The organism is Pseudoduganella sp. GW821-FHT12E03, assembly GCF_058807115.1.
Window position 1 is genome coordinate 1 of sequence record NZ_JBXAQJ010000024.1, and the last position, 24,201, is coordinate 24,201.

24 protein-coding genes and 1 riboswitch are annotated in these 24,201 nt (G+C 64.0%); of the genes, 14 read left to right on the forward strand and 10 right to left on the reverse strand.

The genetic code is table 11. The annotated features are described in order from the left end of the window. Positions 1-201: 201 nt before the first annotated feature. The 13 genes from cobT to AC1RRC_RS32700 all read left to right on the forward strand — a co-directional run bounded on the left by cobT (position 202) and on the right by AC1RRC_RS32700 (position 13,574). Positions 202-1,239 carry a nicotinate-nucleotide--dimethylbenzimidazole phosphoribosyltransferase gene (gene cobT, locus AC1RRC_RS32640; protein ID WP_493060060.1) on the forward strand — a complete coding sequence of 346 codons (1,038 nt, stop codon included), beginning with the start codon at positions 202-204 and terminating at the stop codon, positions 1,237-1,239. A 13-nt stretch (positions 1,240-1,252) separates the two neighbouring features. After that, positions 1,253-2,035 carry an adenosylcobinamide-GDP ribazoletransferase gene (locus AC1RRC_RS32645; protein ID WP_493060061.1) on the forward strand — a complete coding sequence of 261 codons (783 nt, stop codon included), beginning with the start codon at positions 1,253-1,255 and terminating at the stop codon, positions 2,033-2,035. A 121-nt stretch (positions 2,036-2,156) separates the two neighbouring features. Next, on the forward strand, positions 2,157-2,705 hold the full coding sequence (locus AC1RRC_RS32650) for a histidine phosphatase family protein (protein WP_493060062.1): 549 nt from the start codon (positions 2,157-2,159) through the stop codon (positions 2,703-2,705). A 4-nt stretch (positions 2,706-2,709) separates the two neighbouring features. Beyond that, positions 2,710-2,980: riboswitch (cobalamin riboswitch) on the forward strand. Between the two features lie 84 nt (positions 2,981-3,064). Beyond that, a complete protein-coding gene (locus tag AC1RRC_RS32655; protein WP_493060063.1) occupies positions 3,065-4,936 on the forward strand; it encodes a TonB-dependent receptor plug domain-containing protein in 1,872 nt (623 codons plus the stop codon). 85 nt (positions 4,937-5,021) lie between these two features. Continuing rightward, positions 5,022-6,053, forward strand: a complete 1,032-nt coding sequence (locus AC1RRC_RS32660) for a FecCD family ABC transporter permease (RefSeq protein WP_493060064.1) — start codon at positions 5,022-5,024, stop codon at positions 6,051-6,053. Further along, entirely contained in the window at positions 6,050-6,835 is a 786-nt protein-coding gene (locus AC1RRC_RS32665; RefSeq protein WP_493060065.1) for an ABC transporter ATP-binding protein, read from the forward strand. Before AC1RRC_RS32660 ends, AC1RRC_RS32665 begins: the two co-directional genes overlap by 4 nt. Next, positions 6,832-7,458, forward strand: coding sequence for a cob(I)yrinic acid a,c-diamide adenosyltransferase (cobO, locus tag AC1RRC_RS32670; protein WP_493060066.1), 627 nt, complete (start codon positions 6,832-6,834; stop codon positions 7,456-7,458). Before AC1RRC_RS32665 ends, cobO begins: the two co-directional genes overlap by 4 nt. After that, positions 7,452-8,777 (forward strand): cobyrinic acid a,c-diamide synthase CobB, encoded by a 1,326-nt coding sequence (locus tag AC1RRC_RS32675; protein ID WP_493060067.1) that lies wholly within the window; start codon positions 7,452-7,454, stop codon positions 8,775-8,777. Before cobO ends, AC1RRC_RS32675 begins: the two co-directional genes overlap by 7 nt. Beyond that, on the forward strand, positions 8,774-9,331 hold the full coding sequence (gene cobU / locus AC1RRC_RS32680) for a bifunctional adenosylcobinamide kinase/adenosylcobinamide-phosphate guanylyltransferase (RefSeq protein ID WP_493060068.1): 558 nt from the start codon (positions 8,774-8,776) through the stop codon (positions 9,329-9,331). Before AC1RRC_RS32675 ends, cobU begins: the two co-directional genes overlap by 4 nt. Further along, on the forward strand, positions 9,325-10,260 hold the full coding sequence (gene cbiB, locus AC1RRC_RS32685; protein WP_493060069.1) for an adenosylcobinamide-phosphate synthase CbiB: 936 nt from the start codon (positions 9,325-9,327) through the stop codon (positions 10,258-10,260). Before cobU ends, cbiB begins: the two co-directional genes overlap by 7 nt. Then, a complete protein-coding gene (cobD, locus tag AC1RRC_RS32690) occupies positions 10,253-11,245 on the forward strand; it encodes a threonine-phosphate decarboxylase CobD (protein ID WP_493060070.1) in 993 nt (330 codons plus the stop codon). The genes cbiB and cobD overlap by 8 nt, the downstream gene beginning before the upstream one ends. Continuing rightward, entirely contained in the window at positions 11,242-12,129 is an 888-nt protein-coding gene (locus AC1RRC_RS32695) for a cobalamin-binding protein (RefSeq protein WP_493060071.1), read from the forward strand. Before cobD ends, AC1RRC_RS32695 begins: the two co-directional genes overlap by 4 nt. Next, positions 12,129-13,574, forward strand: a complete 1,446-nt coding sequence (locus AC1RRC_RS32700) for a cobyric acid synthase (RefSeq protein ID WP_493060072.1) — start codon at positions 12,129-12,131, stop codon at positions 13,572-13,574. The genes AC1RRC_RS32695 and AC1RRC_RS32700 overlap by 1 nt, the downstream gene beginning before the upstream one ends. Before the next feature lie 70 nt (positions 13,575-13,644). Here AC1RRC_RS32700 and araD1 read toward each other — a convergent pair whose 3' ends face one another. The 9 genes from araD1 to AC1RRC_RS32745 all read right to left on the reverse strand — a co-directional run bounded on the left by araD1 (position 13,645) and on the right by AC1RRC_RS32745 (position 21,816). Then, positions 13,645-14,643 carry an AraD1 family protein gene (gene araD1, locus AC1RRC_RS32705; protein WP_493060074.1) on the reverse strand — a complete coding sequence of 333 codons (999 nt, stop codon included), beginning with the start codon at positions 14,641-14,643 and terminating at the stop codon, positions 13,645-13,647. 11 nt (positions 14,644-14,654) lie between these two features. Beyond that, positions 14,655-15,830 (reverse strand): L-rhamnonate dehydratase, encoded by a 1,176-nt coding sequence (locus AC1RRC_RS32710; RefSeq protein ID WP_493060075.1) that lies wholly within the window; start codon positions 15,828-15,830, stop codon positions 14,655-14,657. Positions 15,831-15,923: 93 nt separating this feature from the next. After that, positions 15,924-16,973: a 4-hydroxythreonine-4-phosphate dehydrogenase PdxA gene (locus AC1RRC_RS32715; protein WP_493060076.1), complete on the reverse strand. Its 1,050-nt coding sequence runs from the start codon at positions 16,971-16,973 to the stop codon at positions 15,924-15,926. Then, complete coding sequence (locus AC1RRC_RS32720) at positions 16,973-17,923, reverse strand: amidohydrolase family protein (protein WP_493060077.1); 951 nt, start codon at positions 17,921-17,923, stop codon at positions 16,973-16,975. The genes AC1RRC_RS32715 and AC1RRC_RS32720 overlap by 1 nt, the downstream gene beginning before the upstream one ends. Positions 17,924-17,932: 9 nt before the next feature. Next, positions 17,933-18,862, reverse strand: coding sequence for a YncE family protein (locus tag AC1RRC_RS32725; RefSeq protein WP_493060079.1), 930 nt, complete (start codon positions 18,860-18,862; stop codon positions 17,933-17,935). Between the two features lie 20 nt (positions 18,863-18,882). After that, positions 18,883-19,623, reverse strand: coding sequence for an amino acid ABC transporter ATP-binding protein (locus AC1RRC_RS32730; protein WP_493060080.1), 741 nt, complete (start codon positions 19,621-19,623; stop codon positions 18,883-18,885). Beyond that, the gene (locus AC1RRC_RS32735) at positions 19,616-20,260 is read right to left on the reverse strand and encodes an amino acid ABC transporter permease (protein WP_493060081.1); all 645 of its coding nucleotides are present in this window, start codon (positions 20,258-20,260) and stop codon (positions 19,616-19,618) included. The genes AC1RRC_RS32730 and AC1RRC_RS32735 overlap by 8 nt, the downstream gene beginning before the upstream one ends. Beyond that, positions 20,257-20,979: an amino acid ABC transporter permease gene (locus tag AC1RRC_RS32740; RefSeq protein ID WP_493060082.1), complete on the reverse strand. Its 723-nt coding sequence runs from the start codon at positions 20,977-20,979 to the stop codon at positions 20,257-20,259. The genes AC1RRC_RS32735 and AC1RRC_RS32740 overlap by 4 nt, the downstream gene beginning before the upstream one ends. A gap of 24 nt (positions 20,980-21,003) precedes the next feature. Continuing rightward, positions 21,004-21,816, reverse strand: coding sequence for a transporter substrate-binding domain-containing protein (locus AC1RRC_RS32745; RefSeq protein WP_493060084.1), 813 nt, complete (start codon positions 21,814-21,816; stop codon positions 21,004-21,006). Positions 21,817-21,973: 157 nt separating this feature from the next. Between AC1RRC_RS32745 and AC1RRC_RS32750 the strand changes: the two genes are divergently transcribed. After that, positions 21,974-22,918 carry a LysR family transcriptional regulator gene (locus tag AC1RRC_RS32750; protein ID WP_493060086.1) on the forward strand — a complete coding sequence of 315 codons (945 nt, stop codon included), beginning with the start codon at positions 21,974-21,976 and terminating at the stop codon, positions 22,916-22,918. Between the two features lie 9 nt (positions 22,919-22,927). On the opposite strand, the gene AC1RRC_RS32755 is transcribed toward AC1RRC_RS32750, so the two are convergent. After that, on the reverse strand, positions 22,928-23,971 hold the full coding sequence (locus AC1RRC_RS32755; protein ID WP_493060087.1) for a porin: 1,044 nt from the start codon (positions 23,969-23,971) through the stop codon (positions 22,928-22,930). Positions 23,972-24,201: the final 230 nt, after the last annotated feature.

The following is a 24,201-nucleotide window of genomic DNA, read 5'->3' on the forward strand; positions in this document are numbered from 1 at the left end:
AGTTGACGAAGCGTTTTGTTCGTCAGCAGCAGAGAAGCGAGATTATCTAGTGTTTCGTGATTCTCGTCAACCCCTCGGTCTGCATCGCTGTTTCGTTTAAAACCGTCGCAGCGCTGCGGGGACCGAACTATAGCAAAGCTGCTTCGCTTTTGGCAAGTACAGCGGTAACATCGCGCCCATTCCCATTTCGTCACACTTGCCATGCACATCCCAGCGATCGCCCCCACTTCAAATGACACCTTGTCCGCAGCACTGGACCGCGCCATTAATAACAAGACCAAGCCGCTGGGCAGCCTGGGTATGCTGGAAGCGCTGGCCAAACAAATCGGCCTGATTCAAAACACGACTAGGCCCGCAATTACCGAACCCGCCATCCTCGTATTCGCAGGCGATCACGGCATTGTCGCCGAAGGCGTTTCAGCTTACCCGCAAGACGTGACGTGGCAAATGGTGGAAAACTTCCTGGCCCAGGGCGCGGCCATCAATGTCTTCGCCAGGCAAAATCAATGCGCCTTGCACGTGGTCGATGCGGGCGTCAATCACGATTTCGGCCCACGCGATGGCTTACTGGACCGCAAAGTCGCCCCCGGCACCCGCAACTTTGCCGAAGAACCCGCCATGACCGCGCAACAATGCGCCGCCGCGCTGGAGCACGGCATGGCGCTCGTGGCGGCATTGCCGGGCAATGTGGTGGGATTCGGCGAAATGGGCATCGGCAATACCACGGCGGCCGCCGCGCTGATGCACAAGCTGGCGGACTTGCCCGTGGCGCAATGTGTCGGCGCCGGCACGGGACTGACCTCCGACGGCATCTTGCATAAGCAGCGTGTGATCGAAGCCGCCGTGGCAAAGCATGCCGCCGTCACCGAACCACTGGGCATACTGGCCACCTTCGGCGGACTGGAAATCGCCATGATGACCGGCGCCATGCTGAAAGCGGCGGAATGCCGCAAAGTCCTGGTCATCGATGGCTTCATCGTCACCAGCGCCCTGCTGGCCGCGGCAAAGATCCAGCCCGCCATCCTGAATTACTGCGTCTTTGCGCACTGCTCCGACGAAAGCGGCCACCGCCGCATGCTGGACCACCTGGGCGCTCGTCCGCTGCTGCAACTGGGCCTGCGCCTGGGTGAAGGCACGGGTGGCGCACTGGCGCTGCCGCTGCTGCATGCCGCCGTCAACTTCGTCAACCAGATGGCGACGTTCGAATCCGCGCAAGTGAGCGAAAAATCCGCCGAATAAGGTTCCCGCCGCAATGCACCAGGTCCGTCTGTTCTTCACCGCGCTGCAGTTTTTTACGCGCCTGCCGATTCCTGGCTGGGTAGGCTTCGACGCAGCCTGGCTGCACCAGTCTTCCCGCTATTTCCCGCTGGTGGGCGTGGTGGTGGCGGCGATTGCAGCCGCCGTGTATGCGGCGGCCGCGCTGGTCTTGCCCGCGCTGGCGGCAGTCCTGCTATCGACAGCGGCGGGCATCTATGCGACCGGCGCCTTCCATGAAGATGGTTTTGCCGATATGTGCGACGGCTTGGGCGGCGGCATGACGCGCGAGCGCGCACTGGAAATCATGAAGGATTCGCGCATCGGCGCGTATGGCGCAATTGGCACCATCGTCATGCTGGGCGTGAAATGCACGGCGCTGGCGATGCTGCCGCCCGCCACTGCGCTTGCCGCCCTGTTCTTCGCACACCCCTTGTCGCGCCTGGCCGCCACGGCGCTGATCTGGCGCATGGACTATGCACGCGACGAAGGCAAATCCAAACCGCTGGCGCAAAAGATGAGCAATGGTGAATTCGCGGTTGCCGCCCTCACCGTCGCACTGGCGGCGGGCATCTTGCTGCAAGGTGGCTGGCTGCGCTGGCAGGCCGCCATTACTGCCGCACTCGCCACCAGCGCCAGCACCTTGTGGCTGGCCGCGAAATTCCGGCGCCGCATCGGCGGCTATACAGGCGACTGCCTGGGCGCCGTGCAGCAAGTGACGGAAGCCGCCATCTACCTGTGCGTGCTGGGCAGCCTGGGACACGGCGCCTGGACGGCATGATACCGATGCCGCACTTCCGTCGCGCCAGCCGCCGGTTGCCGCCACCATGCCGGTCGGCCACGCCCGCACCAAGCCATGGCGCGATGGCAGGCAAAGTGCCCAACCTGGCAGGCATGCCCGCATGCGCCTGATCCTGATCCGTCATCCGCAGCCACAGGTGGCGCCAGGCCTCTGCTATGGCGGAACCGACTTGCCCGCGTTGCCGGGCGAGCCTGAGCGGGTGCTGGCCAACTTGCATGCCAGCGCCACCATTCCCCCCGGCAGCCCGGTCTACTCCAGTCCCCTGCAGCGCTGCACGGCGCTGGCCAGCCTGCTGGGCCGCCCCACCTTTGATCCGCGCCTGCGTGAATTGTATTTCGGCGGCTGGGAAATGCGCCGCTGGGACGATATTCCCCGCGCGGACATCGATGCCTGGGCCGCCGACATGGCGCACTACCGCCCCGGCGGCGGCGAAAGCGCGGCAGAAGCGGCGCGGCGCGTCCTGGCCTTCCGCGCCGACCTGCTGCAACAGCCGCACCAGGACGCCGTGATCGTCTGCCACGCCGGCACCATGCGCTTGCTGATGGCGTATGAATCCGGGATTGGCGCGGCGGAAACCGCACTGCGGGCCGCCCGCGCGGCGCACCGCATCGGCTATGGCGGAACTGTCATCCTGGAAGCATGCCGCTGAAATCCGTATAATGTCGGGTTTTGGTGCCCGCGCGCATGTCCATGCGTGCAGTTAAACGGGAAACACGAAGCGCCTACTTACCGATATGTGGATGGCCGGCCTGAAGGCCCTGCCCCCATGTCATTAAAGGAAACGTCAACGTGTGCTGCCCCCGCAACGGTAAGCAAGTGCCGCGTCACGCGGCAAATCGCCTCTGACAACCACTGTGCTTTGCATGGGAAGGTAAGGCGGTTGAACTTGCCAGCCCGGATACCGGCCAAAACAGGTGGAGGCGCCCAGTGACTGACAGTCCATGCGCTTCCGTTCAATCCCGCCGACGGGGAAGTCGGCAGGTTGCAACTTATTTTCAGAAAACTGCCATGACCTTTACTGCCCCACGTCACGTGGCCTTCACGTCGCTCGCGCTGGCCATCGCTGCATTGACCGCACCGGCACAGGCCCAAACCACGGCGATCGACTCCGTCATCATTACCGCCACCCGCGCCCCGCAGTTGCAGCGTGACGTGCTGTCCGACGTTACCGTCATCACCGCCGAAGACATCGCCCGCTCCGGCGCCGGCTCCATCATCGACGTGCTGCAGCGCCAGCGCGGCATTGAAATTTCCCGTAACGGCGGCCCAGGCACCAACTCGGCGGTCTTTATCCGCGGCGCCAACAGCAACCAGAACGTGGTGCTGGTCGACGGCGTGCGTATCGGCTCGTCCACCTCCGGCGCGGCCAACTGGTCCGCCCTGCCGCTGCAGGCAATCGACCACATTGAAATTGTCTACGGCCCGATGAGTACCCTGTACGGCGCCGACGCGATCGGCGGCGTGGTGCAGATCTTCACCAAGAAAGGCAAAGGCGCGCCCACCGTGACGGCCGCCGCCGGCTTCGGCAGCAAAAAAACCCGCGAAGTGGACGTCAGCGTGTACGGCGCCACCGGCGGTGAGCACAGCTTCAGCTACGCGATCAGCGCCGGCAAGGAAGAATCCGACGGTTTCTCCGCCACCAAGCCGGGCAACTTCTCGTTCAACGGCGACAAGGACGGCTATGTGCGCGAAAACGCCACCGGCCAGTTTGGCTTCCAGCTGGCCAAGGGCCACGACGTCGGTCTGGTCTTCCTGAACAGCCGCACCAACGGCCAGATCGACAGCGGCACGCCGGTCATCGTCTACGACGCGCGCAGTATCCAGAAACAAAAGAACGTCGGCGTCTACAGCAAGAACCAGTTCCTGCCGCTGTGGCACAGCACCCTGCAATACACGCAATCGGAAGACAACTCCGTTTCCGATCCCGGCACCGCGTCCGGCTACAGCTCGATCGTCAGCAAGCAGCATGACCTGACATGGCAAAACGATATCCGTATCGGCGACGATACGCTGCAACTGCTGTACAGCCACCGCAAGGAAGACGTGGTCTCCGGCACCACGCCGGCACTGGGCAAAGAGCGCACCACCAACTCCGTCGCCGCGGCGTACAACATGAAACTCGGCGCGCACCTGGCCAGCGTCAGCGTGCGGAACGACGACAGCTCGCAGTACGGTTCGAAATCGACCGGCGCGATCGGCTATGGCTACCGTTTCAGCAACGCGCTGCGCGCCAGCGCCACCTTCGGCACCAGCTTCCGCGCGCCGTCGTTCAATGAACTGTACTACCCGAGCTACGGCCACCCGGGCAACAAGCCTGAAAAAGGCCGTAACTTCGAAGCCGGCTTGCAATACCACGAAGGCGCAACGGAACTGAGCGCCACCGTGTACCGCAACAAGCTGACCGACATGCTGGTCAGCACCTCGCCGTGCCCGAAAGACGTCAAGGCTTATCCGTTTGGCTGCGCCTACAACGTCAACAAGGTCACGCTGGAAGGCATCACCCTGGCGGCCGGCCATCGCCTGGGCGCCTTCAACCTGACCGCCAGCGCGGACTTCCAGGACCCGAAAGACGAAACCACCGGCAAATCGCTGGCACGCCGCGCCAAGGAACACGGCAAGGCCGCGATCGATTACACGGCGGGCCCGCTGGTGGCCGGCGTGGAATGGCAAGTGTCCGGCAAGCGCTTTGACGACGCGGCTAACCGCAACCGCCTGGGCGGCTATGGCGTGTTGAACCTGTTTGCAACGTACCAGCTCACCCGCGACTGGTCGATGCTGGCGCGCGTGAGCAACGCCACCGACAAGAACTACCAGGTGGCGCGCTACTACGGCGTGCCGGGCACCACGTACTTTGCCGGCATCCGCTACGGCATCAAATAACACGTGTAAGCTGCCGGACGGTGCGCCACCGTCCGGCAGGCGCATTCAGGTGCAATCCTCAGGTGCAATCAATAAAAGGCGGCACATGCATCCAACCTCTACCAGCCTGCGCTCACGGGCAGTGGCCGTCACCGGCGCACTGGCGCTGTTCGTTGTCGCCACCCTGCTGTTTGCCGGCATGACCGGCTCCATCCAACTTCCCCTGCCCGACATCGCGGGCGCATTGCACGAACTGTTTGCCCCCGTCGACGGCGCCGCGCCCAGCCTGGCCGCCACCTTGCTGGAATTGCGCGGCACCCGTGCACTGACGGCCTTTGTCACCGGAGCGGCCTTGTCGCTGTCGGGCGTCATGATGCAGGCGCTGTTGCGCAATCCACTGGCCGACCCGTATGTACTGGGCATTTCGGCCGGTTCCGCCGTGGGCGCCCTGTTTGCCATGATGCTGATGTGCGCCACCTGGATGGTCGACACCGCCGCATTCGCCGGCGCCGTCACCATCGCCATGCTGCTGTATTTCCTCGCGCGGCGCGATATGCGCAGCGGTGCGGCGGCCGAGGGCGGTACCGCTCTGCTGTTGCTGACGGGCGTGATCCTGTCCGCCGCGTGCACCGCGCTGATCACGCTAATGCTGTCGATTGCGCCGGAAAGCCGGCTGCGCAACATGGTGTTCTGGCTGATCGGCGACTTGTCCGGCGCCCCGTTCCGCCTGATGCCGTGGATCGTGCTGGCGGTCTGCGTTATTTTTGCGCTGCGCAGCGCCCGCGCCATCAATGTGATGGCGCTGCATGCGGAAAGCGCCGTCACGCTGGGCATCAATGTCGGCCTGCTGCGCAAAGGGCTGTTCTTTGCCTCGGCACTGTTGACGGCCAGCGCAGTGACCAATGGCGGCAGCGTGGGCTTCGTCGGCCTGATCGTGCCGCACGCTTGCCGTTTCGCCTTCGGCGCCGACCACCGCGTGCTGATTCCCGCCGCCACCCTGCTGGGCGGCGGCTACCTGGTGCTGGCCGACACGCTGGCGCGCACCGCGATCGCACCACAGCAATTGCCGGTCGGCGTCGTCACCGCGCTGATTGGCACGCCCGTGTTCTTGTACCAATTGCACAGGTTGCGCAAATGATTTCCACCCAAGACCTGACCCTCCGGATCGGCTCCGGCAGCGGCGCCCGCACGCTGGTGCAAAGCCTCAACTGGCAAGTGCGCGACGGCGAATGCTGGAGCGTGATCGGCCGCAATGGCGCCGGCAAAAGTACGCTGCTGCGCACCCTGGCCGGTTTGATTCCGGCCGATGGCGGCCATGTCGCCATCCAGGGCAAGCCATTGGGCGACTGGCCGCTGGCCGCACTGGCGCGCGAACGCGCCTTCCTGGCCCAAAGCCGCAGCGATGCTTTTGCCTACAGCGTGCTGGAAACCGTGCTGTCCGCGCGCCATCCGTACCACGACAACCGCTACTGGGAAGGCAGCGACGACCACCAACTGGCAATGAAAGCGCTGGCCGCCATGGAAGTGGACAACCTGGCGGCGCGCAATGTACGCACGCTGTCCGGCGGCGAGCGCCAGCGGGTGGCGATCGCCGCCATGCTGGCGCAGGATACGCCGCTGCTGTTGCTCGACGAGCCGGCCAATGCCCTGGACCTGGCGCACCAGGTCAGCGTCATGCGCCTGCTGGCGAAACTGTGCCGTGAACAGGGCAAGACCGTGGTAATGGTGGGCCATGACCTGACCCTGGCGCACAGCGTCTCCACCCACGCGCTGCTGCTGATGGGTGACGGCACATGGCAGGCCGGCCCGGTGGCGGACGTGATGCAAACCGATATTCTTGGCCGCTGCCTGGATCACGAGATTGAAATGATCCGGCATGGCGCGCGCCATATCTTCATTCCGAAAGAGACCAATACATGACGACCGAACACGACCCGGAGCGCGCAGCGCTCAATGAGCGCCACCGCATCCGCATGGAGCGCAAGAAGGAAATCATCGACGCGAAAATCGCGGCCGCCGACAAACAGATTGGCATCATCATCGTCAATACCGGCAATGGCAAAGGCAAGAGTTCATCCGGCTTCGGCATGGCGATCCGCGCCATGGGACACGGCATGAAAGTCGGCGTGGTGCAATTCATCAAGGGCGCGATGGAAACCGGCGAGGAGTTGTTCCTGCGCCGCTTCCCTGAAGAAATCAGCTTCCATTCGATGGGCGAAGGCTATACCTGGGTCACGCAAGACCGCGAGCGCGATATCGCAAAAGCGCAGCTGGCATGGCAGCAGGCCAAGCGCTTCCTGACCGATCCGGAGATCGGACTGGTGGTGCTCGATGAGTTGAATATCGCACTGAAATACCGCTACCTCGATATCGAAACCGTGCTGACCGACCTGCTGGTCCGTCCCGCCCTGCAGCACGTGGTGATCACCGGCCGCGGCGCGCCGCCGGAACTGATCGACATCGCCGATACCGTCACGGAAATGGAAGTGGTCAAGCACGCGTTCAAATCCGGCATCAAGGCGCAGGCGGGCACGGAATGGTGATGGCGTCGCATTACAACGCGCCGGTACTGATGGTGTCGGCCGTGGCCTCGGGCCAGGGCAAAACCACGGTGACGGCCGCGCTGGCGCGCAAGCTGGTCAATATGGGCCGCAAGGTGCGCGTGTTCAAGTGCGGTCCGGATTTTATCGATCCGGCGATCCTGGAGCGCGCCAGCCGTGCGCCCGTGCGCTCGCTGGATTTATGGATCGTGGGGCGCGAAGCGTGCCGCGCGCAACTGGCGCAAGCGGCGATGGAAGCGGACGTGATCCTGATTGAAGGCGTGATGGGCCTGTATGACGGCAATCCATCGTCGGCCGACCTGGCGCGTGAATTCGGCGTGCCGGTGATGGCCGTGATCGACGCGGGCGCCATGGCGCAAACCGCCGGTGCGCTGGTACACGGCTTGCGCGATTATGGTCCGGTCGAGATGGCGGGCGTGATTGCCAACCGCGTCGGCAGCCCGGGCCACGCGGCCATGGTCGCAACGGCCTTGCGCGGCATTCCCCTGTTTGCCACCTTGCCCAAGCAAACCATTTCCCTGCCGGAGCGCCACCTGGGCCTGGTGCTGCCCGATGAAATACCGGACCTCGATGCGCTGCTGGACCAGTTGGCGGCGCAATTGAACTTCGATGAAGCGGCATGGAGCAGCCTGCGCCCGGCGCGCCTGCAACTGGACGATGCGCTGCAGGCGCCGACCGTCGCGCCCGTGCCGCCCCTGCTGGCGGGCCGCAAGATTGCCATTGCGCGCGATGCGGCGTTCATGTTCCTGTATCCTGCCAATATCGACACGCTGCGCGCCCTCGGTGCGCAGGTCGAATTCTTTTCGCCGCTGGCGGACCAGCCAGCGCCGTGCGATGCGGATGCGATTTACCTGCCGGGAGGCTATCCGGAACTGCATGCGCAGGCGTTGTCGGAAGCAGCGCACTGGCAGGCATCGATGCGCGCCGCGCACGCGGACGGCGTGCCGATCTGGGCGGAATGCGGCGGCATGATGGCACTGGCGGAAACGCTGTCCGACAAGGCCGACACGGTGTGGCCGATGGCCGGCCTGTTGCCGGGCCATGTCGCGATGCAAAAGCGGCTGGCGGGACTGGGTTCGCAAGCCATGCCGACGCCGCAGGGCGAATTGCGCGGCCATACCTTCCATTATTCGGCGATGCAAACCGTCGCCGCGCCGCTGGTTCATACGGTCAAGCACCCGTCCGGCGCGCAGGGCGAAGCCGTGTACCGCGCCGGATCGCTGACCGCGTCATATTTCCACGCCTACTTCCCATCGAACCCGGCCGCCGTGGCGGCGCTGCTGTCGCGGAGCGAACCTTGATGCGTACGCTGGTATTCGGCGGCGCGCGCTCGGGCAAGAGCGCGTATGCGGAAAAGCTGGCCAGCAACTCGGGCAAGGAAGTGGTGTATATCGCCACCGCGCACGCGGGTGATGGCGAAATGGCGGTACGGATCGCCCATCACCGCGACCAGCGTCCTTCCAGCTGGACCACGGTGGAAGAGCCCCTGGCATTGGCTGCCGCGCTGGCACAGTGGGCATCACCGCAACGCCTGATCCTGGTCGACTGCCTGACATTGTGGCTGACCAACCTGATGTTCGATGGCGCCACCAGTTATCCCGATGTCGGCGCCATCGAACTGCCCCCCCGATTCCATGCACAGCGCGCGGCGCTGCTGGCAGCGCTGGAAACCGCGGCCGGCGACATCGTGCTGGTGTCAAATGAAGTGGGCATGGGCATCGTCCCGTATGGCGCCGTGTCGCGCGCCTTCACGGATGAAGCGGGCCGCCTGAACCAGGCGGTGGCCGCAGTATGCGATCGCGCCGTCTTCGTGGCGGCCGGGTTGCCGCTGGTATTAAAAGGGACGCCATGCTGAGCGGCCTGGGTGCACTGGAAATCGCGCTGCTGATGGCGGCCGGCGTGCTGCTCGACGCGCTGCTGGGCGAAGTTCGGCGCTGGCACCCGCTGGTCGGTTTCGGGCGGCTAGTGTCGCGCATCGAAAAAACACTGAACCGCCGTGGTGGATATGCGCACGGCGTGCTGGGCTGGCTGCTGGCCGTGGCGCCGCTGACCGCACTGTCCTGGCTGGCGGCGGCGCATGGCGGCTATGCCGTGCACGCGGCGCTGCTGTATTTCTGCATCGGTTTGCGCAGCCTGCGCGACCACAATGTACCAATTGCCGACGCGCTGGCGCGCGGCGATTTACCGCAGGCGCGCTCGCTGACGTCGCGCATCGTCAGCCGCGACACGCGCGACGCCGGCGAGGCGGACCTGGCCAAGGCCAGCACGGAATCCCTGCTGGAAAACGGCAATGACGCGGTGTTCGGCACCCTGTTCTGGTTTGCGGTGGCGGGCGGCCCCGGCGCCATCCTGTTCCGCCTTGCCAATACGCTCGACGCCATGTGGGGCTACCGCAATACGCGGTACCTAAGCTATGGCTGGGCCGCGGCCCGCATCGATGATGTACTGAACCTGATCCCTGCGCGCCTGACCGCGCTGTCCTATGTCTTGCTGGCGCCGACGCTGAATGGCAAGCGCCGCGCATGGCAGTGCTGGCGCGCGCAGGCCCCGGCATGGAGCAGCCCGAATGCGGGCCCGGTGATGTCCAGTGGCGCCGGGGCGCTGGGATTGTCACTGGGTGGCGCCGCCGTGTATGACGGCGAAATCGAACAGCGCCCGCCGCTGGGTATCGGACAGCCGGCCCGCACGGCCGATATCGTGCGCGCATGGCAACTGGTACGGAATACCACGGTACTGTGGTTATCGATTGCTGTGGTGATTGCCTTGGGAGCCCACTATGCCTGAACACGGCGGTAACCTGTGCGACGCCATGCGCCGCTACGGCCAGCATGACTGGCTGGACCTGTCCACCGGCATCAATCCGCACTGGTATCCGGCGCCGCCGATTGCCGGCAATGCCTGGCACCGGCTGCCGGAAACCGATCCCGCACTGGCGCGGGCGGCGCAAGCGTTTTATGGCGCGCCGTGCATGCTGGCCGTTGCCGGCACGCAGGCGGCAATCCAGGCCTTGCCCCGCTTGCGGCCACCGTCGCGGGTGACGGTGTCGTCGCCGTCGTATGCGGAACACGCGCACCACTGGCAACAGCATGGCCATACCATGCGCGAAGTGCCCTACAGCGGCCTCGATGCGGCGGTGGAAGACAGCGATGTGGTGGTGGTCTGTAATCCGAACAACCCCACCGGCGCGCAAGTGCCGGCGGAGCAGCTGTTGCAGTGGGCCGAAAAACTGGCGGCGCGCGGTGGCTGGCTGGTGGTCGATGAAGCGTTTGGCGACACGGTCAGCGGCAGCGTGGCGGCGCACACGGAACGCGATTGGCGCGGCGGCGGTGCGCTGATCGTACTGCGCTCGGTCGGTAAATTTTTTGGGCTGGCGGGATTGCGGCTGGGTTTCGTGGCGGCGCCGCCCGCCCTGCTGCAGCCACTCGAAGCGATGCTGGGGCCATGGGCGGTCAGCGGCCCGGCGCAGCAGGTGGCGCTGGCGGCGCTGGGCGATACGCCATGGCAGCACGCCATGCGCGAGCAACTGGCGCAGCAAGGCCGGCGTTTGCAGTCGCTACTCCAGCACTATCGCATCGAGTCATCCGGCACGGCCCTGTTCCAATGGTGGCCGGAACCGCAGGCGGAAGCATTTCACGAACATATGGCGCAGCGCGGCATCTGGGTGCGGCTGTTCCCGCGCGCCGCGCGCGGCATCCGGATTGGCTTGCCGCCCGATGAAGCAGGCTGGCGCCGCCTCGAACAGGCATTACAACTATGGAGTCAACGATGAAGATCCACCGTACCGCATTGGCCGCGGCCCTGCTGGCGGCGCTGGCCATGCAGGCCGCACACGCCGCCATCACCGTGCACGATGACGACGGCAAACCCGTCACCCTGCAGAAGCCGGCGCAGCGCGTCATCGCGATGGCGCCGCACGTGACGGAAATGCTGTTTGCCGCCGGTGGCGGCGACAAGATCGTCGGTGTGGTCAGCTACAGCGACTATCCGGAAGCCGCCAAGAAAATCCAGAACATCGGCGATAACCGCAACGTGGATCTGGAACGGGTCGCCTCGCTGAAGCCGGACCTGATCGTGATCTGGATGCATGGCGCCTCCGAGCGGCAGATCGATACGCTGCGCCAGCTCGGCATCCCGCTGTTCCACAGCGAGCCGAAAAAGCTGGCGGACATCCCGAACAATGTGCAGCGCATGGGCAAGCTACTGGGGACCGAAGCCGTGGCGGACAAGGTCGCGGCGGAATTGCGCGGCAAACTGGCCGCGCTGAACACGCAATATGCGCAACGCCCGCCGGTGCGCGTGTTTTACCAGGTATGGGACAAGCCGCTGTATACCCTGGCCGGCGGCCATATCATCAACGATGTGATGCGCGTCTGCGGCGGCGAAAACGTGTTTGCCGCACTGAAGACCACCGCCCCGGTGGTCGATGTGGAAGGGGTCTTGCGCGAAGACCCGGAAGCGGTATTCGCCACGGCGGAAAAGAATTACGGCGGCGTCGACTTGTGGAAGCCCTACAAGAACATGAAAGCCGTCAAACACAATAACCTGTTCACTATTGAAAGCAGCCTGGTGAACCGTTCCGGTCCGCGCATGATCCAAGGCGCAGCGATGGTGTGCGAACGGCTGGAAGAAGCACGCCAGCACAGGAAAAACTGATGGCCGCATACCGAACCCTGATGGTGCAAGGCACCACCTCCGACGCTGGCAAAAGCACGGTTGTCGCGGCGCTGTGCCGCCTGTTCAAGCGCGCCGGTGTGCGCGTGGTCCCCTTCAAGCCGCAGAACATGGCGCTCAACAGCGCCGTCACCAGCGATGGCGGGGAAATCGGCCGCGCCCAGGCATTGCAGGCGGTGGCCGCCGGCGTGGCGCCGCACACGGACATGAATCCGGTGCTGCTCAAGCCATCGAGCGACATCGGCGCGCAAGTCATCATTCACGGCAAAGTGCGCGCGGAAATGAATGCGCGCGACTATCACCAATACAAAACCGTCGCCATGGGCGCCGTGCTGGAATCGCACCAGCGCCTGCTGGCGCAATATGACACGGTGGTGGTGGAAGGCGCCGGCAGTCCCGCGGAAATCAACTTGCGCGACCGCGACATTGCCAACATGGGCTTTGCGGAAGCCGTCGATTGCCCGGTGGTGCTGGTGGCGGACATCGACCGTGGCGGCGTGTTCGCGCATATCGTCGGCACGCTGTCGTGCCTGTCGGAGAGCGAACGCAATCGCATCATCGGTTTCGTCATCAACCGCTTCCGGGGCGACATCAAATTGCTGGAGCCGGGCCTCGACTGGCTGGAACAGCAGACCGGCAAACCCGTGCTGGCCGTGCTGCCTTACCTGCATGGCTTGTACCTCGATGCGGAAGACGCCGTGCAACCGGTGCAGGCGTCGCGCGGCGCCTTCCGCGTCGTGGTGCCCAGCCTGCCCCGCATGAGCAACCATACGGATTTCGATGCGCTGCGCGCGCATCCGGACGTGGACTTGCAATTCATCCGCCAGGGTGAAGCGATTCCCGCGGCGGATTTGATCATCATCCCTGGCAGCAAAAATACACGGGGCGACCTGGCCTGGCTGGACACCTATGGCTGGCCGGCACAGATTGCGCGCCACTTGCGTTATGGCGGCAAGGTGATCGGCATTTGCGGCGGGTTCCAGATGCTGGGCCGCGAAGTCACGGATGAATTCGGTGTAGAAGGCGCGCCAGGAGTATCGCCAGGACTTGGCGTGCTCGACATGACGACGGCACTGACGCGGGAAAAGCGCCTGGTGCAAGTGCAAGGGTACTGTGCCTTCGCGCCGGAGGCGGACGTGGCTGGCTACGAAATCCACATGGGTATCTCGGATGGCGCCGCGCTGGCGCAGCCTGCGTTCCATATTGGTGGCCGCGCGGAAGGCGCGCTGTCGGCCGACGGGCAAGTGCTGGGCACCTACCTGCACGGCTTGTTCGATGCGCCGTCAGCATGTGCCGCGTTGCTGGCCTGGGCCGGCTTGCGCAGTGCGCACCGCGTCGACACGGCGGCGCTGCGCGAAGCCAGTTTGGACCGGATTGCCGATGCGGCGCAGCCATTGTATGACGCATTGCTGAAGTTGCAGCGCTGAGTTTGGCGCTGTCGGACACGGTGACAGCGACCAGTCCATCAACCCAGGCGCCGCCACGCGCGCAAGGCGCTTACAGCGCCTTCACGCCCTGCGGCGCCATGCCCGCCTCGCCCCGGCCAATGCCATTACTCAATGGCATACCAAACCCGTTCGCCCATACTTCAAACGCGTCGCCCTGGCGGGTTTGCACGCCATCGCCAAACGACAGGGTCGCGGTGCCAAAGAAGTGCACATGCACATCGCCCGGGCGCAGGAACTGGCGGTATTTGAAATGGTGGTATTCCAGGTTATCCAGGCTGTGGCACATATTGCCTTCGCCGGACAGGAAAGGTTTTTCCCACAGCACAGCGCCGCCGCGGCGTATCCGGCTCATGCCTTCCACATGGCGCGGCAAGGGGCCGCAACGCAACTCCGGTCCAAACGAGCAATAGCGCAGCTTGGAATGGGCCAGATACAGGTAGTTGCGACGCTCGGTCACGTGGTCGGAAAACTCGTTCCCCAGTGCATAGCCCAGCCGGTACGGGACGCCATCGTCACCGATGACATACAGTCCCGCGATTTCCGGTTCTTCACCCGCATCTTCGGCGAATTCCGGCACCGGGAACGGCATGCCGGGCCGCACCACGATGCCACCATCGCCCTTGTAAAACCATTCCGGTTGCGCCCCCGCCCTGCCCGGCCCCGGCTTGCCCCCTTCCACGCCCCACTGGAAAACGCGCATCGAATCGCTCAGTGCGGATTCGTCCTGCTGGGCCTGCTGATGCATCTTGTCGCGCGTGGCGGCGCTGCCCAGGTGCGTCAGGCCGGTGCCGCTGACCAGCAAGTGTGCCGGGTCCTCATGGTCGAGCGGCGCCAGCACCCGCACGTCCGCCAGCAATTCGCTGTAATCGAAGCGCTCCCCCAGCCCCTGCGCCTGCGCCTGCGCGGCCAGCGGCCGGCCGGCGGCAATGGCGCGCAGCGCCAGCTCGCGCATGGTGGCCACGCCATCCAGGGCCGCCACGATGCCGTCCCCGCCCACCACGCCCACGCGCCGTTCACGCCGCACGGTTTCAAATTGGATCATTCGCATGATGCGCTCCCTTACTCGATGATGTTGAAGTCATGCAGGTGTTCGGTGGATATCTCGATGCCGAGCCCCGGCTTGTCGTCGTCGAGTTGCAGGAATCCCCGCTCCGGCCGCGGTTCGCCCTTGAACACGTAGTAAAACAATTCGTTGCCCACCTCCACATCGAACACGGGGAAGAATTCCGCCATCGGGCTGGCGGTGGACGCCATCGTCAAATGGTAGTTGTGCATTTGTCCCGCATGGGGAATCACGGGCACACTCCATGCCTCGGCCATGGCATTGATTTTTTGCGCCGCCGTGATGCCGCCGACCCGGTTGGTGTCGTACTGGATCACGTCCACCGCGCGGCGCTCCAGCAGTTCCTTGAAGCCGTAGCTGGTGAATTCATGCTCGCCGCCGGAAATCGGGAACGGGCTCATTTTCTTCAATTCCGCATAGCCTTCGATGTCGTCCGCGATCACCGGCTCCTCCAGCCAGCGGGGATTGAATTCGGCCAGGCGCGGGATCATGCGGCGCGCATATTCCAGAGTCCAGCCCATATAGCACTCGAGCATGATGTCAACGTCGTCGCCCACCAGTTCGCGCAGCGCGCGCACCTGTTCGATATTTTTCCGCATGCCGGCCGGCCCATCCTTCGGGCCATAGCCAAAGCGCATCTTGACGCTGGTGAAGCCCTGTTCCAGGTAACCCCGGGCTTCCTGCAGGAACAGGTCCAGGTTGTCGTTGGCGTACAGCTTGGACGCGTAGCACGGGATTTTTTCCTTGGTGCGGCCGCCCAGCAATTTGAACACAGGCCGTTTCACCGCTTTGCCCATCAAGTCCCACAGCGCGATGTCGACGGCGGAAATGGCGGCCATGCCGATACCCTTGCGGCCCCAGGCCAGAGTGCGGCGGTACATCTTTTGCCACAGGTACTCATTGTCGAACGGATCTTCCCCCATCACCAGTTGTGCCAGGTGCTGGTCGACGATTTGTTTGGCAATGTGCGGCGCCAGTGCGCAATTGCCGATGCCGACCAGGCCTGTATCCGTTTCGATTTCCACCACCATCCAGCCGTGGAAACGGAACGAGCCCATGGCATCGCCGCGCTCGAACAGGATATCGCTGGCATTGGTGCAAAAGTGCGGCTGGGGCGGAACGACTTTACCCTTCCATTCAAAAACACGGGTGCGTACGCGGGTGATTTTCATGATGTTCTCCTTGTGTTGGTGTTGCGGCAGGCAAAGCGCTGCCCTGGCCACTGTCTCGTGTGGCTGTCTCTGCTCTGTCGCGGGGGAAACGGGTTAGTTTTGCTGTCGTGCGGCCAGTTGCCGTGCGGACCTTCTTGCGGCGCCCATGCGGCAAGCCAGCTGGAACGCTTGCAGGGTGGCGCCGACATTGGCCACACCGCGTGTGGCGATATCGAATGCCGTGCCATGGGCCGGCGTGGCGATCGGGATAGGCAAGCCGCCCTGGATCGTCACACCGCGCCAGAAGCCCATCAACTTGATGGCAATCTGGCCCTGGTCGTGGTACATGGTGACCACGGCATCGTATTCCGGCTGTTCGCCCTGCACCTTGAGGAAGATGGTGTCGGCCGGGAACGGGCCGGCCGCGGTCATCCCCGCCGCCTGCGCGGCCCGCACCGCCGGCGCGATGACATCGATTTCCTCCCGACCGAACGAGCCATTGTCGCCATTGTGCGGATTCAGGCCGCACACGGCGATGCGGGGCGCCGCCACGCCGCTGAGGCGCAACTGGTGATCGATCAGGGCGATCGCCTCCAGCACGCCCTCGTGCGAAATCATGGCAGGCACGTCCTGCAGCGCCACATGCGACGTCACGCGCGACGTCCACAGGCGGTCCATCACGTTGAATTCGCAGAACGGCCCGGTATATCCCAGGCGGTCAGCGAACCAGTGCAATTCATCGCTGTGCGCCATGCCGGCCTGGTGCAGCGAACTCTTATTCAGGGGGCCGAACAGGATGGCGTCGGCTTGGTCCTCCTGCGCCAGGCCGAGCGCCACGTCCAGCGTATCGAGGCTGTAGCGGCCGCCTTTGCGGGTGGCGGTACAGCGCTCGAACGGACCGCTGGTGTCGCCACGGTAGTCGTACAGCACGGGTTTGCCCTGGCTGAAATCAGCCGTGGCGGGCGACGCCGCCGTCACGTAATCGACCGTGCAACCAGCCACGCGCATGCCGTGCTCGAACTCGCCGCGGTCGCCGATCAGCAGGATGCGCGCGGCGGCCGTCACGTCCGGCCGCGCCAGCAGCCGGGCAATTAATTCCGGTCCAATGCCGGCCGGGTCGCCCAGCGTCAGTGCCAGTATGGGTTTGTCATGGGATAAAGTCATTATGGTCTCGCAAAAGAGGCGCCAACAGCAGGCGCGCCAGGGTCAATACGATAGAAATCGAGCGTGTTGCGGCACCACACGGCGTCGCGCTGCGCTTCACTCAAGCCGGCCAGCATGCACTGCATTTGCCGCACCAGTTCCGGGTAGGCGATGCGCAAGCTGGCGACCGGGAAATTGCTGCCAAACAGGCAGCGCTCCGGCCCGAAGATGGCCAGCACATCGGCCACCACGCGGGCATTGGCGGCAGGCTCCCAGGGCTGGCCGCGCAGGCCGAATTCAGACAGCTTGACCACCACGTTGCGGTGTTGCGCCAGCCGGGCCATACCGGCCCGCCATTGCGCCAAGCCATCGTCGCTGCGGTCCCACGGCAATCCCGCATGGTTCAGCGCGATGGGCAACTGCGGGAACTGCGCGGCCATGCAGGCGGCATCATCCAGGTACCAGAACGGCACGCGCAGGTCGAACGACAAGCCGTGGCGCTGCAGCAAGTCGAGCCCGCCCAGCCAGCGCGGGTCGCGCATGGTGCCGGGACCACCCCGCGCGCGTTCGCCGCGCGGCCCGGTGCACGGCTTGCTGCGGATGCCTCGCACCAGCGGGTAGCGCAAATGCTCCAGCAACAGCTGTTCGCAGTCGGGGTGATCCAGCCATGCATGCGCCACCACCGCGCCGGGACAGGCGCCCCGCGTGGCCAGCGTATGCAGCCAGCGTGTTTCCGCCACCTGTTCGCTGCGCGAACGCTCCGCTTCCACATGCACCGTCGCCACCACGTTCACGCCGCCGCTGGCGTCCGCGTAATGGCCCGGCAGGAAATCCTGCCGCAGCGCGCTGTATTCACCGAGGATGAAGGCGTCCGGGTCGTATTCCTCCTGCAGCCACGGATAGCTGCCGGAAGCCAGGTCCCACAGGTGATGGTGGGCATCGGCGACGCGGTGCGGAAATTCACTCATCATGGACTCCGTTTAACCGATCAGCACGTGCGACACATCCGGCTCGCGCAAGGTCGGGAAGTAGCGGATAAAGGCCAGCGTTTCCAGGTCCAGCACGCCGATGCGGTCATCCTTGAGCGAGATGTACGCCTCATCCCGGTGCGGATGGAAGGACAGCCCGATCGGCAGGCTGGGCAACTGCACCGTGGCGGTCTGGCGCAGTTCGCTGTCGTACACCGACATGTAATCGTCGCCATAGTTGGTGACGAGCAGGCGATTGCGGCGGTCGCGGTAAATACGGGTCGGATCGGTGCCCGTCTTCGCGCTGGCGACCACTTGCAAGGTCTCGACGTCGATCGCGACGATGGTTTCGCTTTCGCGGTTGGCCACGTACAGCACGCGTTCGTCGGCGCTGAAACAATTGCCTTCCGGCCGCGCGCCGGGCACGATGGGGTGCGGCGCGAAGGTAGGGTCGTGTGGCTTGAGCAGCGTCACGGTATTGCTCAGCAGGTTAAGCGAAAACGCCAGCTCCCCGTCCTTGCGCAACGCCACCAGGTGGCTCTTGTAGCCGCCGGACGGCACCGCGCGGCTGGGCTTGTCGTCGCGCTCAGGATGGTCGAACACCAGCAGTGCGGAATTGCCTTCACTGAGCACATACAGGCGGTCTTGCTGGTCGATGGCGATGCCGTGCGGCCGGCGGAACGGCCACAGGTCCAGCGTGCGCACATGTTCACGCGCCTTCAGGTCGATCACGAATACCGAGCAGCCGCCTTCGCCGCTATGGGCCTGGGTCTCGATGCCGTAATGGCCGACATACGCATAGCGTCCCGCCGAATCGACGACGAATTCGTGGGGGAAGTCCGGCAGCCGGATATTCTTGATGCAGGTTCCGGTCGCCAGGTCGTAAAAACTGAACGCGTGCGCGCATTTTTCGACCAGCAGCAGGGTTTCGGGTTGTTTCACTTTCTTCTCCTTGGTGTTATTCATTGCATGTCGGCGGTCAGGAACTGGCGCATTTCCGCCGTCTGCGGATTGGCGAACAGGGCTTCGGACGGGCCGGATTCCCAGATCCGCCCCTGGTGCATGAACACCGTGATGTCGGCCACGCGCTTGGCAAAGCCCATTTCGTGCGTCACCAGCACCATGGTCATGCCCTGGCGCGCCAGCGTCTCCATGACGGCCAGCACTTCCTGCGTCAATTCCGGATCCAGCGCGGACGTCACTTCATCGAACAGCATCACGCGCGGTTTCATCGCCAGTGAACGGGCAATCGCCACCCGCTGCTGCTGGCCGCCGGACAGCATGTCCGGATAGGCGTCAAACTTGTCGGACAGTCCGACCAGTCCCAGCGCATCGGCGGCGGCCTTGCGCGCCGCATCGCGCGGCATTTTCCTGACGATGGTGGGCGCCAGCATGATGTTTTCGCCGACCGTCAGGTGCGGGAACAGGTTATAGCTCTGGAACACGATGCCCACGTCGGTGCGCAATGCGCGCAACTGGCGCGGATGCGGGGTGTCCTGGCCGAGCATATGGCCGGCCACTTCGATGCGGCCGGAATCGATGGTTTCCAGCCCGTTGATACAGCGCAGCATGGTGCTCTTGCCGGATCCGCTGCGTCCAATCAGCGCCACCACCTGGCCGGTTTCCACCGTCAGCGAAGTGCCCTTCAGGATATGGGTGGGACCGTAGCTCTTGTTCAAGTCCCGGATCAGGATCTCAGGCATGGGATTTCCTTTCCAGCCAGCGGCTGCAATATGAAAGTGGATAGCAGATACAGAAGTACAGGGCCGCCACGATCAGGAACACGCGGAACGGCTGGAACGTCACGTTGTTGATCAATTGCCCGGCTTTGGCCAGTTCGACGAATCCGATAATGGACGCAATCGAGGAGTTCTTGACCACCTGCACCATGAAACCGACGGTGGGCGGCAGCGAGATGCGCACCGCCTGCGGCAATATCACGTACTGGTATTGCTGGCGGCGCGTCAGCGCCAGGCTCTCAGCCGCTTCCCACTGCTGTTTCGGCACCGATTCGATGGCGCCGCGCCAGATATCGCCCAGGTAGCCGCTGACATAAATCGTCATCGACACGCTGGCGGCCACCATCGGCGGCAAGTCGACGCCGCCCAGGCTCAAGCCGTAATACGACAGGAACAACAGCATCAGTACCGGCGTGCCCTGCACCAGCTGGATGTAGGTGGCGGAAGCGGCGCGCAGCGCGCGGCTGCGCGCCACCCGCGCCAGCGCCACGCCCATGCCCAGCAGTCCGCCGCAGGTGCAGGCGATTGCCGCCAGCACCACGGTCCAGCGCAGCGCGTCGATGAAGAACAGCAGGTCGGCGGCGGTCAGCGAGCGGATCATGGCGCCACCTCTTTCCATTGCGCCGCGGCGTTGGCGGCGGCGTGCGGCCGGCGCGGTGCGCGCCGGGCGAACAGCCGGCGGCCGATCAGCGCCAGGACCAGTTTGAACAGCAGGGCCAGCGCCAGGTAAGTCAGCGTGACGACGAGATACACTTCCAGGCTGCGGAACGACTCGGCGTCGACCTGCGCCGCCATCGACGACAATTCCTGGGTCGAGATCGCGGACGTCACGCTCGATGCCAGCATCATCAGCACAAACTGGCTGCACAGCGCCGGATACACTTTCGCCACGGCCGGCTGGAGGATGACATGACGGAAGATCTGCAGGCGCGTCATGCCCAGCGACAGGCCCGCTTCGATCTGCGAACGGTGGATCGACTCGATCCCGGCCCGCAGGATTTCAGCGGAATATGCGCCGAGGTTGACAATCATGCCGATCAACGCGGCGCCGGTGGCGCTGATTTGCACACCCACCACCGGCAAACCGAAGTACAGGATGAACAGTTGCACCAGGAATGGCGTGTTGCGCACCACCTCGATGTAGACATTGATCGGCTGCCGGACGGCGCGCCCCCCCAGCGAGCGGGCCGCGGCGCAGGCGATGCCGATCGCCGTGCCAAATACGATGGCGGCGGCCGACAGGAGTGCTGTCATCAGCACCCCTTCCAGCAACAGGCCGGATTGCGCCAGCACCGGGTCAAACTGAAATTGATAAGACATGGCGGACTCCGTTCCGGTTCCGCATCAAGGCGCAGGCAAACGGGCCAGGTCGGGCAAATCGGTGCCGGTCCATTTCTGCGAAATCTTTTGCAGCTCGCCCGATGCCGTCATCTTGTCGATCGCCTTGTTCAGCCAGTCGCGTATTTCATTTTCTTCCAGGCGCACCGCCATGGCGTTGGGCTGCACGAAGAACGTGAATTTGATGATCAGGTCAGCCTCCGGCTGTTGCTTGGCCACTTCGCGCGCCACACCATCGGGTATCGCCACGGCATCGATCTGATGCGCGATCAACGCCTGCACCACCGTGGCGTCATCCTGATAACGCACAATTTCCAGGCCGGGCACGGCGGCACGCACCAGCGCGGTCTCCTGGCTGGAACCGCGGTTGACGCCGATGCGTTTGCCCTTCAGGTCGGTCAGGGTGCGCAGCGGTTCGTTGCGGCCGGCAAACACGACCATGCGAAACGCGCTGTAAGGCTTGCTGAACATGACAACCTTGGCGCGCTCGGGCGTTGCGGCCAGCGTCGCGACCAGGAAATCGATCTTGCCCGCCTGCAGCGCGGGAATGCGGGCCGGCGGCGTCAGGGGCACCAGGTCGACTTTCACACCCAAATAGTTGCCCAGCACCCGCGCCACATCGATGTCATAACCGGCGGGGTTGCCTTTGTCATCGACCGTGCCATACACGGGCACGCCGGACAGGACGCCGATCTTGACGTTGCCACGCTTGACGATTTGATCGACCGTGGTGGCGGCTTGCGCCACGCTGGCGCCAGCCATGGCGGTGAACACTGCGGCCGCAGCCAGGACTGTGCGCAGTACTTGGGGAATAAACATTTCAAGTCTCCATTATCGTTGAGCTACTGTGAGGGGTGCGCGGTCTGTGCCGCTTCGGATCTGCTAGTGATGCTTAACTTTACTTCCGACAAGAATAACTGTCTAATCATGGATTCTTAATTCGGAATAACCTTTCGTTATCAGGAAGACGCGTATCGTGATCCCTACCGCCTATACCATCCGCAACCGCCTGCGCTTTAAGCAATTGGCCCTGATCGTGGCCATCCATGAATTGCACTCGCTGCGCAAGGTGGCCGAGTCGATGCACATGTCGCAGCCGGCCGCCACCAAGATGCTGCAAGAGATCGAGGAAACGCTGGGGGTCACGCTGTTCGACCGCCAGCCGAAAGGCATGGTGCCGACCGCGTTCGGCACGTCGCTGGTGCAGTATGCGCAATTGATGATGTCCGACCTGGACAACCTGCGCGAAAAACTGGTGGCGCAGATGCAGGGGGCGATCGGGGAGATTGCGGTGGGCACAACGCGGGCGCCGACACCGGCGCTGATCACCAATGCGATCGTGGAATTGAAGCGCCGTTTTCCGCTGCTGACGATCAGCATCCATGTCGACACCAGCGATGAATTGCTGCACCTGCTGGAGCAGGGCAAGCTTGACATCATGCTGGGGCGGATTGCCGAGCATAGCGAGCATCCGGGGCTCAATTTCGAAGAGCTGGAGCGGGAAAGCCTGTCGGTGGTGGCGGGCAGCCAGCATCCGCTGGCGAAAGCGAAGCGGCTGGCGCTGGCGGACCTGGCCGACATGCCGTGGATATTGCAGCCGGCCCGCTCATCGATGCGCCACCTGATGGAAGCCATGTTCCGCCAGCATGGCATCCCCGTCCCGCGCAATCTGGTGGAGACCGCATCGGTGCTGACCACCACGACGTTACTGCGTTCGACGGATATGGTGGCGGTATTGCCAGACTCGATCGCGAAGGATTATGCGGCGATCGGCTGGCTCAGTATCCTGCCGGTGGAGATCCAGCTGCAACTGGAACCCTACGGCATCATCACCCGCAAGGAGCGCTTTCCCGCGCCGGCGGTGGCCACGTTCCAGGAATGCCTGCGCTCGCTGGCGGGCGCGGGACGCGGGGCCAGCTGACGGGAACGGTCAGAAGCGGTGCCGCAAGCCCAGGTCCCAGGCGCGCGGACCGGTACCGGGTTCGGTGGCATTGCCGGCCAAATAGCGGGCACCGTTGCGGTTATCGATGCGGCCGTAGGCGGCATACAGCGTGGTGCGCTTCGACAAGTCGTAGGTGTAGCCCAGCGCAAGCTGGGTAGCGTCCCGGTTCACGGCCAGGCGGTCATTGCGGCGCACATACGACGCCAGCACGGAATGCGGTCCGAACGGCACGCTCACCCCCACCATCAGGTCCGTGGCGTCCACGCTGCGCACGCCGGCGGCGCTGGTGGCGCTGTTGCCAAAGGCGCCGTGCAGCTTGAACGGTCCGGCGTTGTAGATGACGCCGATCAGCGTGTTCTTTGCGGCGCCGCTGGTCAAGCCGGCCGCGGTAACGTTGTTGGTGCGCTGGAGCGCCAGGCGGACGATCAACGGGCCTTGCGTATAACTGGCGCTGGCGGCCACATGGCGGCCGGCTTTCGCGTTGCCCGGCACTTCGCCGAACCCGTAATACACGGCGGCGCAAAAGCCGTGCAGGTTGGGCGTGCTGAGCGAGATTTCATTATTGGCGCGCGCCACATAGCCTTGTGCCAGTACGTTTTGCATGCGGCCCGCGTAGCCGTTATAGAACGGGTCGGTGGAGGCCACCAAGTCGTCGACCGGCGTGTACAAGCGGCCCAGGCGGATGCCGCCTTGCGGTCCCTCGATGCCGACATATGCCTGGCGGCCGAACAGCAAGCCGCCCTGGCCCATCGCGCCGGTGGTGGCGTCAAAGCCATTTTCCAGCACAAACGTGCTGCTCCAGCCATTGCCCAAATCTTCCTTGCCTTTGAAGCCAAAGCGCGAACCATTGGCGATACCACTGGTCAGCTTGGTAACAGAACCGGCTGTGCCGCCGGTTTCACGGGCGATGCCGACATCGACCAGTCCATACAGTGTGACATTGCTGGCGCCATTGGCGGAGCCTGCGGATTGCGCCGTGGCGGCGCCGGTCCATGCGGCCAGGATGGCGCATGCAAAACTGAATTTTTTCATTATTGTCCCCTGGTTTTGATCACTTCGATGATTGAAGTGATGAAAGTTTGGGGGATAAGACAATAACCGTCTATTCGCCATTTCGAAACCATTGATAACCAATAGTTATACGTATAGGCGTAAAAAAACCCGCCAAGAGCGAACTCAGCGGGTTTTTTCTATATAACTAGCCTGACGATAACCTACTTTCACACTGGTTGCAGCACTATCATCGGCGCAAAGTCGTTTCA

Bases quoted from the DNA above. Each gene is read 5' to 3' on its own strand.
- cobT (WP_493060060.1), top strand. From the start codon at position 202: ATGCACATCCCAGCGATCGCCCCCACTTCAAATGACACCTTGTCCGCA.
- AC1RRC_RS32665 (WP_493060065.1), top strand. From the start codon at position 6,050: ATGATTTCCACCCAAGACCTGACCCTCCGGATCGGCTCCGGCAGCGGC.
- AC1RRC_RS32655 (WP_493060063.1), top strand. From the start codon at position 3,065: ATGACCTTTACTGCCCCACGTCACGTGGCCTTCACGTCGCTCGCGCTG.
- araD1 (WP_493060074.1), bottom strand. From the start codon at position 14,643: ATGCGAATGATCCAATTTGAAACCGTGCGGCGTGAACGGCGCGTGGGC.
- AC1RRC_RS32695 (WP_493060071.1), top strand. From the start codon at position 11,242: ATGAAGATCCACCGTACCGCATTGGCCGCGGCCCTGCTGGCGGCGCTG.
- AC1RRC_RS32675 (WP_493060067.1), top strand. From the start codon at position 7,452: ATGGTGATGGCGTCGCATTACAACGCGCCGGTACTGATGGTGTCGGCC.
- AC1RRC_RS32645 (WP_493060061.1), top strand. From the start codon at position 1,253: ATGCACCAGGTCCGTCTGTTCTTCACCGCGCTGCAGTTTTTTACGCGC.
- AC1RRC_RS32740 (WP_493060082.1), bottom strand. From the start codon at position 20,979: ATGTCTTATCAATTTCAGTTTGACCCGGTGCTGGCGCAATCCGGCCTG.
- AC1RRC_RS32730 (WP_493060080.1), bottom strand. From the start codon at position 19,623: ATGCCTGAGATCCTGATCCGGGACTTGAACAAGAGCTACGGTCCCACC.
- cbiB (WP_493060069.1), top strand. From the start codon at position 9,325: ATGCTGAGCGGCCTGGGTGCACTGGAAATCGCGCTGCTGATGGCGGCC.
- cobD (WP_493060070.1), top strand. From the start codon at position 10,253: ATGCCTGAACACGGCGGTAACCTGTGCGACGCCATGCGCCGCTACGGC.
- AC1RRC_RS32650 (WP_493060062.1), top strand. From the start codon at position 2,157: ATGCGCCTGATCCTGATCCGTCATCCGCAGCCACAGGTGGCGCCAGGC.
- AC1RRC_RS32735 (WP_493060081.1), bottom strand. From the start codon at position 20,260: ATGATCCGCTCGCTGACCGCCGCCGACCTGCTGTTCTTCATCGACGCG.
- AC1RRC_RS32660 (WP_493060064.1), top strand. From the start codon at position 5,022: ATGCATCCAACCTCTACCAGCCTGCGCTCACGGGCAGTGGCCGTCACC.
- AC1RRC_RS32720 (WP_493060077.1), bottom strand. From the start codon at position 17,923: ATGATGAGTGAATTTCCGCACCGCGTCGCCGATGCCCACCATCACCTG.
- AC1RRC_RS32755 (WP_493060087.1), bottom strand. From the start codon at position 23,971: ATGAAAAAATTCAGTTTTGCATGCGCCATCCTGGCCGCATGGACCGGC.
- AC1RRC_RS32715 (WP_493060076.1), bottom strand. From the start codon at position 16,973: ATGACTTTATCCCATGACAAACCCATACTGGCACTGACGCTGGGCGAC.
- cobO (WP_493060066.1), top strand. From the start codon at position 6,832: ATGACGACCGAACACGACCCGGAGCGCGCAGCGCTCAATGAGCGCCAC.
- AC1RRC_RS32745 (WP_493060084.1), bottom strand. From the start codon at position 21,816: ATGTTTATTCCCCAAGTACTGCGCACAGTCCTGGCTGCGGCCGCAGTG.
- AC1RRC_RS32700 (WP_493060072.1), top strand. From the start codon at position 12,129: ATGGCCGCATACCGAACCCTGATGGTGCAAGGCACCACCTCCGACGCT.
- AC1RRC_RS32710 (WP_493060075.1), bottom strand. From the start codon at position 15,830: ATGAAAATCACCCGCGTACGCACCCGTGTTTTTGAATGGAAGGGTAAA.